Below are 14,907 nucleotides of genomic sequence, written 5' to 3'. Positions count from 1 at the left end.
TCTCCTTATACCCGGCCGGACAAAGCATAGCGCGCCAGTTCAATCCCCATGGCCTTTTCGACCGGCGGATAGACCGACGGATCGAGCACGCTCGACGCCAGCGGGATCACCGTCTTCGGCACATGCAGCACGAAAATCTTCATGCCCACCTGCAACTGGCCGACGCTGAGCGGCTCGCCTTCGGGCGACAGCGTCGTGATGACATCCGGGAAGGTCGCGCGCCGTGCGCCTGCGCCATTCTCCACCGCCATGTATTCGTTCATGATGTGAAGCACCGTAGAGTCATCGCCCTTCCCCAGAGTCACCGTGCCGATATCGAAGGCTTCCTTGGTATAGACGACCGACTTGTCGGTAATCGTGCCTTCGGCGAGGATCGCGCCATTGGTCGTCTTGACGATCGCGTCGATGATGGCACTTCCGCCCTTGCCTTCCGCAGCGATGATCGCCTCACCCAGAGTCAAGGCGAGAGATATGCCACCGAGTGCCGCATTGGCCTTGACGTAGGAAGCGCGCACCGGGTTTCGGGCCGACGCGATGAAACCGCCGGACATGTCGGAGGCCGTGCGCAGGATCGGCGAGACCTTGGCAGTCGCGCCGCGCACGACGAGCTCGATATAGCGGTTTTCCGCACGGTTGCCGCCGGCGGCCGTCTGGATCATCGGCTCGGGCGATCCGGCAAGGCCGATCGAACCCATGTCGCCGGTCGGATGGGCGCGGATGTCACCGACGGCATCGATCACCTTCGTTCCGAGAATGGCCGACGGCAGCCAGCCGTTCAGCGTCGACGACTTGCCGTTCTGGCCGACGATCAGCCCGGCGATCTTTTCGCCGAGCGCCTCCTGCAGCAGCTGCACCGCCTTGACGTAGTCAACGCCGCGCATTTCCCAAGGCGTGGTCGAGGCCGGCGCACCGATCGCAGCAGCCGTCGCCACCCAGTCATTGGCATCGAGCTCATCGATGGACACGAGCTCCGGCTTGCCGATCGAGACCGCGGCATAGCCGAGCATGCGTCCGTGATCAGCCCATCCACCGCCGCCGGCGGCATAGACCGAGCCGCCCTTGACCGCTGCCTCGACGTCCTTTTCTGTCAGTATCCGCCCCATCAACCCGCTCCCTGCAGATCCGCGTCGAGTTTCCTGACGGCCTCGAACAGGACCGCCGCACCGAGCGTGATGTCGTCATTGTCGGCCCATTCGTCCGGTGTGTGCGATCGGCCATCGCGGCAGGCGATGAAGATCATCGCCGCTTTCGAAATCCGCGCCATCCAGGCAGTGTCGTGACCAGCTCCGGAGGCCATGCGGCGATGTTTTGCGCCGACACGGCCGCAGGCCGCTTCCAGATTGCGCAGCACCAGCGGGTCGGCGGGCGTGGGAAAATTGTCGGAGATCAGTTTCGGCGAGGCGATCAACACGCCGGTATCGCGCTGGATATCGACAGCAATCTGGTCGATCTCCGCAATGAAGCGCTCCATATCGGCTCGCTGCTCCGCTCGTGCATCGATCAGCAGCCGCGCCCGCGACGGCACGACATTGGCCGCGTTCGGCTCGATCGAAAATTCGCCGACCGTCGCGGTGAAATGCCCCTCACCCTTGGAAAATTCAGTCCCGAGGCGCTCGACTTCACCGACCAGCCGGGCCGCCGCCGTAAGCGCGTCGCGCCTGCGGCCCATCGGCGTCGTGCCCGCATGGTCGGCCTGCCCCTCGAACAGGATTTCGATGCGGGTAATGCCGGCGATGGCCGTGACGATACCCACATCGTAGCGCTCAGTTTCGAGCACCGGCCCCTGTTCGATGTGCAACTCCAGAAAGGCCTTGATGTCCGATCGTTTCTGCTGGGCCAATCGCGAGGGGTCGCCGCCGGCATCGACCACGCCCTGGCGCAGCGTCAATTCCCCATGAGTCCGGCTCAGCCATCCGTCGGGGATCAGCCCCGCCATGCCGCGGCTGCCGATGCAGGAGACACCGAAGACCGACACTTCCTCGGCAAGGAAATCGACGACCTCAAGATCGTGATCGAGCCGGATGCCGGCATCATGTAACGCCTGCGCCACCTCCAGCGCCGCCGCCACGCCGGCGATGCCGTCGAACCGCCCGCCTTCCGGCACCGTATCCGAATGCGAGCCGAGCATGATCGTGCCGAGGCCGGACTTGCGGCCCTTGCGGCGGCCGATCAGGTTTCCCGACGCATCGATCCGGGTTTCGAGGCCAGCGGCCTTGAAGCGCTGTTCGAGAAAGCTGCGCCCCTCCAGAAACAGCGGCGTGAAAGCGCGCCGCGTATAGGGCCGGTCCGGCTCGGTGATGCGGGCCAGCCCCTTGATGAGGTCGGCGATGCGCCGGGCATCGACCGGCAGATTGGTTTCGATCGCAGTCATCACACAGCCTCGCGCAGCGGCAGGCTCGCCAGCGGCCGGATGAATTCGCCGCCGCCAGGCGCGGCCAGTACGGTCTTGCCGTCGAAGACGAGCCTGCCGCGATTATAGGCCGCAGCGACGCGCCAGGGGAGCCGAATGCCATTGTAGGGCGACCAGCCGACGACGTTGTTGCCACTTTCAGCGGCGTCATAAGTGTAAGGCTCAGGAGTGAGAACGGTGATATCGGCATCCTTGCCAAGTTCGAGCGCGCCCTTGCGGTGATTGAGACGGAAATGCCGCGCGGGATTGCGCGCCATCAGTTCGGCCGCACGGGTCAGTGGAATGCCGCGCTCCAGCGCACCCCTGACGAAGAGCGGGAGCATCACTTCCAATCCCGGAACGCCGGAGGCGTTGGCCAGCATGTCCGGATTGGTCTTGCGGTTTTCCGACCAGCTGACGTGATCGGTCGAGACGAGCGTCACATTACCGGCAGCCACATGCCGCCAGAGCTTTTCCACCTCGGCGCGCGGCCGGATCGGCGGATTGATCTTGGCCTTGCCGCCAAGCCGTTTTACATCGTTCTCCTCGTCGAGAACGAGATAGTGGATGCAGCATTCGATAGTGGCGCTAAACCCTTGCGCCCGGTAGGCGGCGGCGATCTCGTAACCCCGGCCGACCGAACAATGCACCACATGGGCCGGGCAGCCGGTCGCTGCCCCCGTCTCGTAGATCTGGTTGGTGGCGAGTAGCTCGGTCAGCGGCGGGCGCGAAAGGCCATGCGCCCGGTAATCGGTGATCCCGGCCGCCTTGACCTTTGTGATCGCCGCCCGCACCGCTTCATCATCTTCGTTGTGGACGCCCGCCGCCAGCCCGGTCGGCGCGATGGCGCGAAAACAGTCTTCCAGAAGACCGGCCGGAATGCGCGGAAAACGCTTCGGATCGGTGCCAAAGGTGGAGAACTTGAAGGCGGCAACACCCGCCGCGACCATCTCGGCAATCCGCACCGGCCCCTCTTCGGGGTCGATCGTACCGTAGAGTGCAAAATCCACGCGTGCTTGCGCTCCGGCGTGGACGATCTTGCGCTTTACTGCATCGGCCGAGCAGACGAGATTGCCCTCGTCATAGGGCATGTCGACGATCGTCGTCACGCCGCCGGCGGCGGCCGAGCGCGTCGACCAGATGAAATCCTCCTGATCCTTCTGGCTCAGGGAATGCACCTGCGCATCGATGGCGCCCGGCAGGATGAGTGCCCGTCCCAGATCATGGTGCTCGCGCGCAGCGGGCATTGCGCCCTGCCCGACAAAGGCGATCCTGCCGTCACGCACCGCCACATGTCCGCCCTCGACGATACGGTCGGCAAGAACCACCGTGCCTTTGAGAACCAGGTCGAAATCAGACATCTGCGCCTCCCTTCGTCATTTACCGAGCGCGAAGAAGTCGTCGAATTCAGGCATCGGAGCCGCAGCGACCAGGGCGTGCAGTAGGCCCTCGGACGCAAACACCTCGTGAAGAGCCTCGATCTCCTTTGAGAGCGGCCGGTCCTTCAGGTAGATCGGGCTCAGCGCACGGACGCAATCATAGGCGATCTGCGTCACGCCCTGCGGCTTGTCACCGAGCAGATCGATCGCTTGCGCTGACAAAAGCGCCTCGATCGCCGCCATCTGGCGCAGATCACGCACCTGCATCTCCATTCGCTCGACGATCAGCGGCAGGAAGGTTGCCTCCTCTTCAAGACCGCCGGCGACAACGATCGACTGCGCCGACAGCGGCACAGCCATCGACTGGACGCGCATATAGAGCTCGACGACCAGTTTCATCAGCGGCCCGAGCCCGCTCGCCACCTCGCCTGGAGCGACGAGATTGATCGGCAGGTTCCGCCGCACGCCGTTCGAGAGGAGAATGCAGCGGTTCAGCATATTGCGTGCCACATGGGAAAAGGCGATCTGCGCCGTCTCGATATAAAGCGTGGTCGTCAGTGGCAGCGAAGCGCCCGACGCGTGCACCTGGCCGCCGAGCACTACCGGATTGTCGTCGGACAGATAGGTTGCATCGACCAGCCGCTCGGCCGCAACGAGAAGTGTATCCACGGCAGCTCCGAACACCTGCGCGGTCATGCGCAGGCTCAAGGGATCATGGATCGCCGTCGGCAGCGGCCAATCGACGACATTGGACTGCCCGTAAAGCCAGGACCCGACCAGTGCTTCGCCGCGCGTCGCAAGCGCCGCCGCAACCCGCCACGGGTCGGCGGAAGCGCCCAAGGAGAGGGACGACATCAGGCCGGTTGCCATCGAGACACGGAACGCGGAGGCTGCTTGGCGCAGTACGTCAGCCGCGGCGGCAAAGGCCGTCGCGTTGACGCTCAGCGCTGCCAGCGCATCGCGCGGCTGCATGACGAACGGCTTAAGCTCGGCGCGACGCAGGGCTTCGGCGGCGGGCAGCAACTCACCACGGAAAAATGCCTCACCCGTGCCGATCAAAACGGAAGCCACCTGCCCCATCAGACCGATATCGGCGCAGCCGATGGAGCCATGACGATGGACGGCGGGCACGACGCCGCGTTCGAGAAGGCCGAGAAACGCCTTGACGAGATCGACGCTGCAGCCGGTATGGCCGCCAAGCGCGGTATTGATGCGAATGGCGATGGCCTTGCGGACGATCGCCTGGGAAAACAATTCGCCGGTGCCGAAATGGTGGGCCTTGACGAGCGCAGCGTTGAACTCCGTGAGATCATCGACCGTCCACAGGCGGTCCTTCATCGAGCCGACGCCGGTGTTGGCGCCGTAGACCGGCAAGCCCATGGCGAGGCGGTCGGCGATGACCTTATGTGCGGATTGAACCCGCGCGAAAGACTGTTCGGCCACCATAGGCACATGGAGGCCGGACCCGATCTTCTCCAAGGCGGAGAAGTCGAGCGGATTGCCAGTCAGCGTAATGGTTTTCACCGATGCGTGCATGCTTTGACTCACGTTTGATGCCGCACATGCTATGCCCAATCTCCCCGATTGTGATATATCCCAAAAACGGAACACGAGATATGAAGAATGGAACACATCAAACCGACCATGGATATCGCCACGCTTTCCATTGTCCATGCGATCCTTGAAGAGCGCGGAATTCGCCGGGCCGCCAAAGCCGGAAACCGGCCGGTCGCAAGCGTCAGCGCCGCGTTGAAGCGCTTCGAAGCTGCCATCGCGGTACCGCTTGTCAGGCGCGAAGGCGGCAATTTCGTGCCGACGCTGGAGGCGCAAAGCCGGATGGCCGATCTTGCGGCCGCGAACCGGGCAATCCAGTTGCTCCTCTCACCAGGGTCGGCCACACAATTGTACATCGTGCCCTCAATTAGCCTGACTGCGCTCGACCGTTTTGTCACTGTCGCGCGCAGCGGCAGCATTCGCGGCGCCGCAAGGACGGCGGGCACCGGCCAGCCGCAACTCACCCGGCAGATGGCCGATCTCGAACGAAACCTCGGCTATGGTTTGTTGATCCGCTCCCCGTCGGGCATCGCCTGTACGCAAGAGGGCCTGGCCGCGATCCCGATCGCAGAAAGCCTGCTCGATATCTGGCAGCGACTGTCGCGCGCGTCCGGCGACCGGTTCCGGCGGGCGGCCGCGACATGGCGGCTCGGCTCGGTCATGCCGCTCGGGCCGGAGAGCGAGATCGCCCGCATGCTGGCGGCTCTGACCGCCGAATGGCACCGCGCTCGCCCGCGCCAGCCGCTCTTCATCTCCAGCACCACCGCAGACGAGTTGATCGCCGGTTTGAAAAATCGCCGGTTCGACGTGGTGCTGCTCGACCTCGAAACCTTTCCGGCAGAATTCGAAGGACGGCTGATCTCGCGCGCACCGCTGGCGCTGACCGGGCATGCATCGCTGTTTGCGGCCCATGGCGAGGACATCCGCGGATTGCTTCAGGCCAGGCCGATCGCCGTTCCGAGCCTGAAGAGCGGCCTGCGCCAGCAGGCGGAGCAATTCATCAGCGAGACGCTCGGGGAACAGGACCGCAACCGGCTGACCGTGACCGAGGTCGATTCCATTCCCGTCATCCTCAATCTGGTGATGAACCACGGATATCTCTCGATCCTCCCGGAAAGCTCCGCGGCGCGCGTGCGAAACGCGCCCGCCATGCGCCGGCTGGGGCCTGGCTATATGCAAAGCCTTTGCCTTGCCTGGCAGAAGAACGCCCTGTCGCGCCAGGTCGGGGAAGCGATGCTGGCAATGATGCTGGCCACTTCGATTGAATCGAAATCTCCGGACCACGCCGCAATCCCTTGAATCGACTCCGAAATCGATCGCCACCTGAATCGGCGCGTGAAGGGATTGAATCACTTCTTGAGCTTCAGGCGCCTGCGCGTCTCGCTCGGACTTTCGCGATAATGGGCGCGATAGCTGCGGGAAAAGGCCGAGGAGGAATTGAAGCCCGTAGCAGCTGCGATATCAGCGAAATCGGCTCGCGTCTCGATGACCTTGCGCCGTGCCGCATTCAGCCTCAGCGCCAGATAATGGGCATGCGGCGCGACGCCCATCGTCTCCTGGAAAAGGTCCTGCAGATGACGCGCACTGATCCCGGCCCGGCGGGCGAGACGGGTGAGCGTCAGCGGCGCATCCACCGTCTCTTCCATCAGCTTGACGGCTGCGCCAACGCGCGCGTCCAATATTCGCATATTGCCGATCGCCGGCACCTGGAGGAGGTCGCCGCGCGTGCGCTCCTGCTCATAGATGAACAGGCGGGAGACTTCGAGCGCCAGCGAATAGCTGTGCTGGCGGCGGATCAGTTCCAGCATCAGGTCGAGCGTCGGCAGCGAGCCGCCGGTGGTGATGCGTTTGCCGTCGATGACGAAGCGCTCGCGGACCATGGTGATCTGCGGATAGGCGGCGGTGAAATCCTCGAAATCCTCCCAGTGGGTCGTGGCCGAAAAATTGTCGAGCAAGCTGGTTTCGGCCAGCATCCAGGACCCCGATTCGATGCCGGCCATCACCTCGCGATAACGCGCCGTCTGCGAAAGCAGCATGCGCAGATGCGCGGTCGTGTAGGCCTGCCAGTTGTAGCTCGAGAGAACAAAAAGCGGCGCGGTCTCCTTCTGCGGCCGAAAGGAACCGGCCACGGGGATGGGGATGCCGCTCTTGGTCTCGATCGCCTTGCCGTCCGGACTGAAGATTTCCCAGTCATAGAGGACTTTTCCGGCGATGCGGTTTGCGGCGCGCAAGGGTTCGATCACCGACGCGACGAGGATCAGATTGGTCTCCGGCAGCACGAGGAGATCGATATGCTGGGTCTCGTCCTTCGGAACAAGCATTCATCTTCCTCACCGTCAATTCTTAAAATGTATAACATGCATCCGAAAACGGAAAGCAGGCTATTCGTTCTTGGCTCGTAATGCACGACAAGAACAAGGGAGGCCTTTTATGCCGCTGAGCATGAACCGTGACGTTTTCATCACCTGTGCCGTAACCGGCTCAGGCGACACCGTTTCCAAATCATCACATGTGCCGATCACGCCGAAACAGATCGCCGATGCGGCGATCGAGGCCGCGAAAGCCGGTGCTGCCGTTGCCCATTGCCATGTGCGCGACCCGGAAACCGGAGCGGCCGCCCGCCGCCTCGACCTCTACAAGGAAGTGACCGATCGCATCCGCTCGGCCGATGTCGATGTCGTGCTGAACCTCACCGCCGGCATGGGCGGCGATCTGATCTTCGGCAATGTCGAGAGCCCGCTGCCGCTCAATCCGCAGGGCACCGACATGGCCGGCGCCACCGAACGCGTCGCCCACGTCGCCGAATGCCGGCCGGAAATCTGCACGCTCGACTGCGGCACGATGAACTTCTCGCTCGGCGATTACGTCATGACCAACACGCCGTCGATGCTGCGCGAAATGGCCCGCCAGATGACCGCGCTTGGCGTCCGCCCGGAAATCGAAGCCTTCGACACAGGCCACCTGTGGTTTGCCAAGCAGCTCGTCGAGGAGGGCCTGATCGAGGATCCCGTGCTTATCCAGCTCTGCATGGGCATTCCGTGGGGCGCGCCGGACGACCTCAATACCTACATGGCGATGGTCAACAATGTGCCGAACAACTGGACCTTCTCCGCCTTCTCGATCGGCCGCAATGCGCTCGCCTATCCGGCGGCTGCGGTGCTCGCCGGCGGCAATGTCCGCGTCGGCCTCGAAGACAATCTCTATGTCGGCAAGGGCCAGCTCGCGACCAACGGCCAGCTTGTCGAAAAGGCCGTGAGCGTCATCGAAGGCATGGGCGCGCGGGTGATCGGCCCGGCCGAGGTGCGTGAAAAGCTGAAGCTGACGAAGCGTTGAATGCGTATGAGGCGAAGGCCCCCTCATCCGGCCCGTTGGGCCACCTTCTCCCCGCCGGGGAGAAGAGGGTGCGTGGAATGCCGGCTTCGCAAATAGGTTCGCGCCGCGCAAGTGGTTCGATCTGAAGACAGAGAAATCGGCAATTTCCCTCTTCTCCCCAGCGGGGAGAAGGTGGCCCGAAGGGCCGGATGAGGGGACGCCACAGATACCGAATTTATGAGGGAACGCACGCAATATGACCAAAATCAGCAAGGCGGCCTGTATCGGCGGCGGCGTTATCGGCGGGGCCTGGGCGGCGCGCTTCATCCTGGCCGGCGTCGACGTCAACATGTTCGATCCACATCCGGAAGCAAAACGTATCATCGGCGAAGTCATGGCCAATGCCGAGAAGGCCTATGCCATGCTCACTATGGCACCGCTGCCAAAGAAAGGCACGCTCACCTTTTGCGAGAGCATTGAAGAAGCAGTGCAAAGCGCTGAATGGATTCAGGAAAGCGTGCCCGAACGGCTGGAGCTGAAGCGCGGCGTTCTCACCCAGATCGACGCAGCCGCCTCCCCTGACGCGCTGATCGGTTCCTCCACATCGGGTCTCATGCCGTCCGACTTGCAGGTCGAGATGAAGAACCCTGAGCGCATGTTCGTGGCGCATCCCTATAACCCGGTCTATCTCCTGCCGCTGGTCGAACTCGTCGGCGGGAGGAAGACTTCGAAGGAAACCATTGCCCGTGCCGGAGTTGCCGTCGAACAGATCGGCATGAAGGGCGTCGTCATCGCCAAGGAGATTGAAGCCTTCGTCGGCGACCGCCTGCTTGAAGCGTTGTGGCGCGAGGCCCTCTGGCTGATTAGGGACGATATCTGCGATACCGAAACGCTCGACAACGTCATGCGCTATTCCTTCGGCATGCGCTGGGCGCAGATGGGGCTGTTCGAGACCTACCGGATCGCCGGCGGCGAGGCCGGCATGCGCCACTTTCTCGCCCAGTTCGGCCCCTGCCTGAAATGGCCATGGACGAAATTCACCGATGTCGTCGACCTCGACGATGCGCTGGTCGAAAAGATCGGCGCCCAATCGGATGCGCAGGCGGCCGGTCGCTCGATCCGCGAACTGGAGCGCATCCGCGACGAAAACCTCGTCGGCATTATGCATGCGCTGAAGAGTGGCGACGGCGGCAAGGGCTGGGGTGCCGGCAAGCTGCTTGCCGAGTTCGAACAGCGCCTCTGGGCCGACGCCGAAAAGCCGCAGACCGATCTCGGTGAAGCAGAGCCGATCCGCATTCTCGACACCAAGGTCAACGCCGCCTGGGTCGATTACAACGGCCACATGACCGAACACCGCTACCTGCAGGTCTTCGGCGACACGTCCGACGGCCTGCTGCGCCTGATCGGTGTCGATCTCGAATACGTAAAGAACGGCCACAGCTACTACACGGTCGAAACCCATATCCGGAACCTCGGCGAGGCCAAGCTCGGTGACGCGCTGTACTCGACCTGCCAGATCCTGTCGCAAGACGAAAAGCGCCTGCACATCTTCTCGACGATCTACAACGCCGCATCCAACGAGCCCGTCGCGACCGCCGAGCAGATGCTGCTGCATGTGGACAGTAAGGCGGGCAAGGCGGTTCCGGCCCTTCCTCAGGTCATCGCCAGGGTGAAGGCGATCACGGAGGCGCATGCGAGCTTGCCGAGGCCAGAGGGGGTTGGGAGGTCGGTCGGGCAGAAGCGGTAAGGCTCCCTCTTCTCCCCAGCGGGGAGAAGTGCCGAGCAAAGCGAGGCGATGAGGGGGTGGGGCCGGAAGGCCCCCTCATCCGGCCCTCCGGGCCACCTTCTCCCCGCTGGGGAGAAGAGGAGGTTAGCCCCGAAATAATAAATACGAGGGAACACAGCATGGATTTCGCACTGACCGAAGAACAGCAGATGATCGTCGACACCGTTCGCGGCTTCGTCGAGACCGAAATCTATCCGCATGAGAACGAGGTGGAGCGTACCGGCGTCGTGCCGAAGGAATTGGGTCAGGAGATCGCGGCCAAGTGCAAGGCGCTCGGCTTCTTCGCCTGCAACATGCCAGAGGAAGTCGGCGGCGCCGGTCTCGATCACCAGACTTTCACGCTGGTCGAACGCGAGCTCGGCCGCGGCTCGATGGCACTCACCGTCTTCTTCGGCCGCCCCTCCGGTATCCTGATGGCCTGCAACGCGGAGCAGCGCCAGAAATACCTGATCCCCGCCGTCACCGGTGACAAATTCGATGCGCTCGCCATGACCGAACCGGACGCGGGCTCCGACGTCCGCGGCATGAAATGTTTTGCCAGGCAGGACGGCGACGACTGGATCGTCAACGGCACCAAGCACTTCATCAGCCACGCCGACATCGCCGATTTCGTCATCGTGTTCATCGCCACGGGCGAAGAAGACACGCCGCGCGGTCCGAAGAAGAAGATCACCTGCTTCCTCGTCGATCGCGGCACACCGGGCTTCGAAATTCGAGACGGCTACAATTCAGTGTCACATCGTGGCTACAAGAATTGCATCCTGACCTTCGACGATTGCCGCCTGCCCTCGTCGCAGATTCTCGGCGAGGTCCACAAGGGCTTCGACATCGCCAATGACTGGCTCTATGCCACGCGTCTAACGGTGGCTGCGACCTCGGTCGGCCGAGCCCGGCGAGCCTTCGACTATGCGCTGTCCTATGCAGCCGAACGCAAGCAGTTCGGCAAGCCGATCGGCGCCAACCAGGGCGTCTCCTTCAAGCTCGCAGACATGATCACCGATATCGATGCGGCCGATCTGCTCACGCTGTCGGCCGCCTGGCGTCTTGACCAGGGCCTTCCGTCGAACCGCGAAATTGCCTCGGCGAAAGTCTTTGCAACGGAAATGCTCGCCCGTGTCACCGATGAGGCGATCCAGATCTATGGCGGCATGGGGCTGATGGACGACCTTCCGCTTGCCCGCTTCTGGCGCGACGCCCGCGTCGAGCGCATCTGGGACGGCACGTCTGAAATCCAGCGGCACATCATCAGCCGCGACCTACTCCGGCCGCTGGGGGCGTGAGGATGATTTCGATCTGGCAAGACACCCCTCCCCAACCCCTCCCCACAAGGGGGAGGGACTTAATTCGCCGCTCCCTTGCGCGAGCCTCCCGATTGTCATGTGCGGGAGTTCCCGCCTTCGTTGGGTGGGCAATTGACGCAATGGCGCTGCGGCAGGTCATGCCCCTCCCCCTTGTGGGAAGGGGTTGGGGAGGGGCATCCGCGCCAAACGAAGGAGCCACGGAATGACGCGCTCTCTCGACCGATTAATTCGCCCCCAGTCCATCGCCGTCTTCGGTGGCAAGGAGGCGCGCCGGGTCATCGAGCAATGCGATAAGATGGGGTTCATCGGCGATATCTGGCCCGTCCACCCCAGAGAAGACGAGATTTTCGGTCGCCGGTGCTACCGCTCCGTGGCCGAACTTCCCTCAGCGCCGGATGCGTCCTTCGTCGGTGTCAACCGCCAGCTGACCATCGGGATTATCCGCGACCTCGCCGCCCGCGGCGCCGGCGGCGCCATCTGCTACGCTTCGGGCTTCCGCGAGGCTGTCAGCGAGCTTGCCGACGGCAACGGTCTGCAGGATGCGCTGGTCGCCGCTGCAGGTAGCATGCCGATCGTCGGGCCGAACTGCTATGGCTTCATCAACGCGCTCGACGGCGCCCTGCTCTGGCCCGACCAGCACGGCATGCAGCGCATCGACCGGGGCGTCGCCGTTTTGACCCAGTCCTCGAACATCGCCTGCAACATCTCCATGCAGAGGCGTGGCCTGCCGCTCGCCTATATCATGACGGCCGGAAACCAGGCACAGACAGGGCTTTCCGAGCTCGCGATCGCAGTGTTGGAAGACCCCCGCGTCACCGCAGTTGGCGTGCACATCGAGGGTTTCGACAGCATCGAGGCCCTGCAGCGGCTGGCCGCGCGGGCGCGGGAACTGAAGAAGCCGGTGGTCACGCTGAAGGTCGGCAAGTCCGAAGCCGCCCAACTTGCGACCGTCTCGCACACGGCCTCGCTTGCCGGCAACGATGCCGTGTCGGGCGCACTGCTCGAGCGCCTCGGCATCGGCCGAGTCGATACTTTGCCGGAGCTGCTGGAAACGCTGAAGCTGCTTCACCTTCACCCACCGCTCAAAAGCCTCGACATCTCGTCGATGAGTTGCTCCGGCGGCGAGGCATCGCTGATCGCCGATGCCGGCGTGAAACGCAGGACCGTGTTTCGCGCCCTGAAAGACGAACAGCGCCAGCCGCTGCGCGAAAGCCTCGGCGAAATGGTTACGATCGCCAACCCGCTCGACTATCACACCTTCGTCTGGGGCAATCTGGAGAAGCAGACGACCGCCTTTACCGCGATGATGAAGGGCGACTATGCCCTCAACCTCGTCGTCCTCGACTTCCCGCGCCAGGACCGCTGCGACGCGGCAGACTGGCACACGACCTGCAAAGCCGTCATCGCCTCGGCCAAGGCGACCGGCGCCGTTGCCGGCATCGTCGCCAGCCTTGGTGAGAACATGCAGGAGGAAACAGCGCTGTCGCTGATGGCAGCAGGCGTCGTCGCCTTCTGCGGCATCGACGAGGCGCTGGCCGCGGCCGAAATCTCGGCCGGCATAGGGGCGGTTTGGGCGAAGCCCGCTGCCGCCCCGCTCCTGGCCGCGACACCGTCCGATGGAGAGATCGTCACGATCAGCGAAAGCGAAGCCAAGGCGGATCTGGCAGCGTTCGGCCTCGTCGTCCCCATGGGCACGGTTGCGATGACCACTGACGAGGCCGCCGAAGCGGCGGAAACGCTCGGCTTCCCCGTTGTCCTCAAGGGACTTGGCGTTGCCCACAAGACGGAAGCAGGAGCCGTCAAGCTCAATCTTGGCGACCGCCAATCCGTGTTTGACGCGGCCAATGCCATGAAGGGCGTCGCATCCGGCTATCTCGTCGAAAAAATGATCGGCAAACCCGTCGTTGAAATCATCATCGGTGCACTGCGCGATCCCGTCGCGGGCCTTGTGCTCACCGTCGGTGCCGGTGGAATCCTCGTGGAATTGCTGGACGATTCCGCGATTTTGACGCTGCCGACGACACCGGAGGCAATCGGTGAAGCTATCTCCGGCCTGAAGATAAAAAAGCTGCTCGATGGCTATCGTGGCGGTCCGAAAGGCGACGTCGAGGCGCTGGCGGCGGCTGTCGCTGCCGTGGCATCCTATGTCGCAGCAAACGCTTCCAAGCTCGAAGAACTGGATATCAATCCTATCATGGTACTGCCGCAAGGGTCTGGGACCGTTGCCGCCGACGCCCTGATCCGTCGAAGGAAATAACGCCTATGACCGGACCAATCAGAACCCGCCGCGAAGGTGGCATTCTCGAAGTCACCATCGACCGGCCGAAAGCCAATGCGATTGATCTGGCGACCAGCCGGATCATGGGCGAAATCTTCCGCGACTTCCGCGACGACCCGCAATTGCGCGTGGCGATCATTACCGGCGCCGGCGAAAAATTCTTCTGTCCGGGATGGGACCTGAAAGCGGCGGCTGCCGGCGATGCGGTTGACGGCGACTACGGCGTCGGTGGTTTCGGCGGCATGCAGGAACTGCGTGACCTCAACAAGCCGATCATTGCCGCAGTCAACGGCATCTGCTGCGGCGGCGGGCTGGAGATCGCGCTTTCGACCGATCTCATCCTCGCCGCAGAGCACGCGACCTTCGCGCTGCCGGAAATCCGCTCCGGCACGGTGGCCGATGCCGCCTCGATCAAGCTGCCGAAGCGCATCCCCTATCATATCGCCATGGACATGCTCTTGACCGGCCGCTGGCTCGATGCCGCCGAGGCGCATCGCTGGGGTTTCGTCAACGAGATCCTGCCCGCCGGCAAGCTGATGGACCGAGCCTGGGAACTCGCCCGCCTGCTCGAAAGCGGCCCGCCGCTGGTCTACGCCGCGATCAAGGAAGTCGTCCGCGCCGCCGAAGGCAAGGACTTCCAGACAACGATGAACAAGATCACCAGGCGCCAGTTCAAGACGGTCGATATCCTCTATTCGAGCGAGGACCAGCTGGAAGGAGCACGGGCATTTTCGGAGAAACGCGATCCGGTCTGGAAAGGAAAATAGCGGGCTGCGAAATCATGACAGCAAACCAGCCGAGCAATGCATCTCTCTAGCGCGACACCATAAGCCATATTTATGAAAACTGCAGAATTTTTGCGTGAATACAGTTCAACCTTTGAACGATACCATCAATTTTAACAGGGC

At 63.1% G+C, this 14,907-nt stretch carries 11 protein-coding genes; 6 read left to right on the top strand and 5 right to left on the bottom strand.

What is annotated here, in order from left to right; all coding sequences use genetic code 11:
- Window positions 1-5: 5 nt before the first annotated feature.
- Genes ACSQ2Z_RS08550 through ACSQ2Z_RS08535 form a run of 4 tightly spaced genes read right to left on the bottom strand, consistent with a single transcriptional unit; the run spans window position 6 to window position 5,304 of the window.
- Complete coding sequence (locus tag ACSQ2Z_RS08550) at window positions 6-1,103, bottom strand: DUF917 domain-containing protein (protein WP_436080805.1); 1,098 nt, start codon at window positions 1,101-1,103, stop codon at window positions 6-8.
- Window positions 1,103-2,371 carry a Zn-dependent hydrolase gene (locus tag ACSQ2Z_RS08545; protein WP_436080804.1) on the bottom strand — a complete coding sequence of 423 codons (1,269 nt, stop codon included), beginning with the start codon at window positions 2,369-2,371 and terminating at the stop codon, window positions 1,103-1,105. Before ACSQ2Z_RS08545 ends, ACSQ2Z_RS08550 begins: the two co-directional genes overlap by 1 nt.
- Window positions 2,371-3,750, bottom strand: a complete 1,380-nt coding sequence (locus tag ACSQ2Z_RS08540; RefSeq protein ID WP_436080803.1) for a dihydroorotase — start codon at window positions 3,748-3,750, stop codon at window positions 2,371-2,373. The genes ACSQ2Z_RS08545 and ACSQ2Z_RS08540 overlap by 1 nt, the downstream gene beginning before the upstream one ends.
- A 15-nt stretch (window positions 3,751-3,765) precedes the next feature.
- Entirely contained in the window at window positions 3,766-5,304 is a 1,539-nt protein-coding gene (locus ACSQ2Z_RS08535; protein ID WP_436080802.1) for an aromatic amino acid lyase, read from the bottom strand.
- A gap of 87 nt (window positions 5,305-5,391) precedes the next feature.
- Between ACSQ2Z_RS08535 and ACSQ2Z_RS08530 the strand changes: the two genes are divergently transcribed.
- Window positions 5,392-6,621: a LysR family transcriptional regulator gene (locus ACSQ2Z_RS08530; RefSeq protein WP_436080801.1), complete on the top strand. Its 1,230-nt coding sequence runs from the start codon at window positions 5,392-5,394 to the stop codon at window positions 6,619-6,621.
- Between the two features lie 50 nt (window positions 6,622-6,671).
- Here the strand turns inward: ACSQ2Z_RS08530 and ACSQ2Z_RS08525 are convergent, their stop codons facing one another.
- Window positions 6,672-7,643, bottom strand: a complete 972-nt coding sequence (locus tag ACSQ2Z_RS08525; RefSeq protein WP_436080800.1) for a GlxA family transcriptional regulator — start codon at window positions 7,641-7,643, stop codon at window positions 6,672-6,674.
- Window positions 7,644-7,752: 109 nt separating this feature from the next.
- On the opposite strand from ACSQ2Z_RS08525, the gene ACSQ2Z_RS08520 reads away from it, so the two are divergent.
- The 5 genes from ACSQ2Z_RS08520 to ACSQ2Z_RS08500 all read left to right on the top strand — a co-directional run bounded on the left by ACSQ2Z_RS08520 (window position 7,753) and on the right by ACSQ2Z_RS08500 (window position 14,766).
- Window positions 7,753-8,655, top strand: coding sequence for a 3-keto-5-aminohexanoate cleavage protein (locus ACSQ2Z_RS08520; protein ID WP_436080799.1), 903 nt, complete (start codon window positions 7,753-7,755; stop codon window positions 8,653-8,655).
- Window positions 8,656-8,890: 235 nt separating this feature from the next.
- On the top strand, window positions 8,891-10,381 hold the full coding sequence (locus ACSQ2Z_RS08515) for a carnitine 3-dehydrogenase (protein ID WP_436080798.1): 1,491 nt from the start codon (window positions 8,891-8,893) through the stop codon (window positions 10,379-10,381).
- Between the two features lie 158 nt (window positions 10,382-10,539).
- Window positions 10,540-11,700: an acyl-CoA dehydrogenase family protein gene (locus ACSQ2Z_RS08510; protein ID WP_436080797.1), complete on the top strand. Its 1,161-nt coding sequence runs from the start codon at window positions 10,540-10,542 to the stop codon at window positions 11,698-11,700.
- 223 nt (window positions 11,701-11,923) lie between these two features.
- On the top strand, window positions 11,924-13,978 hold the full coding sequence (locus ACSQ2Z_RS08505) for an acetate--CoA ligase family protein (RefSeq protein WP_436080796.1): 2,055 nt from the start codon (window positions 11,924-11,926) through the stop codon (window positions 13,976-13,978).
- Window positions 13,979-13,983: 5 nt separating this feature from the next.
- A complete protein-coding gene (locus tag ACSQ2Z_RS08500; RefSeq protein WP_436080795.1) occupies window positions 13,984-14,766 on the top strand; it encodes a carnitinyl-CoA dehydratase in 783 nt (260 codons plus the stop codon).
- Window positions 14,767-14,907: the final 141 nt, after the last annotated feature.

The organism is Pararhizobium sp. LjRoot235 (genome assembly GCF_964254145.1).
Taxonomy (GTDB): domain Bacteria; phylum Pseudomonadota; class Alphaproteobacteria; order Rhizobiales; family Rhizobiaceae; genus Pararhizobium.
The sequence above is the reverse complement of the archived record's forward strand: the minus strand, read 5'-3'. Positions and strand labels throughout refer to the sequence as shown.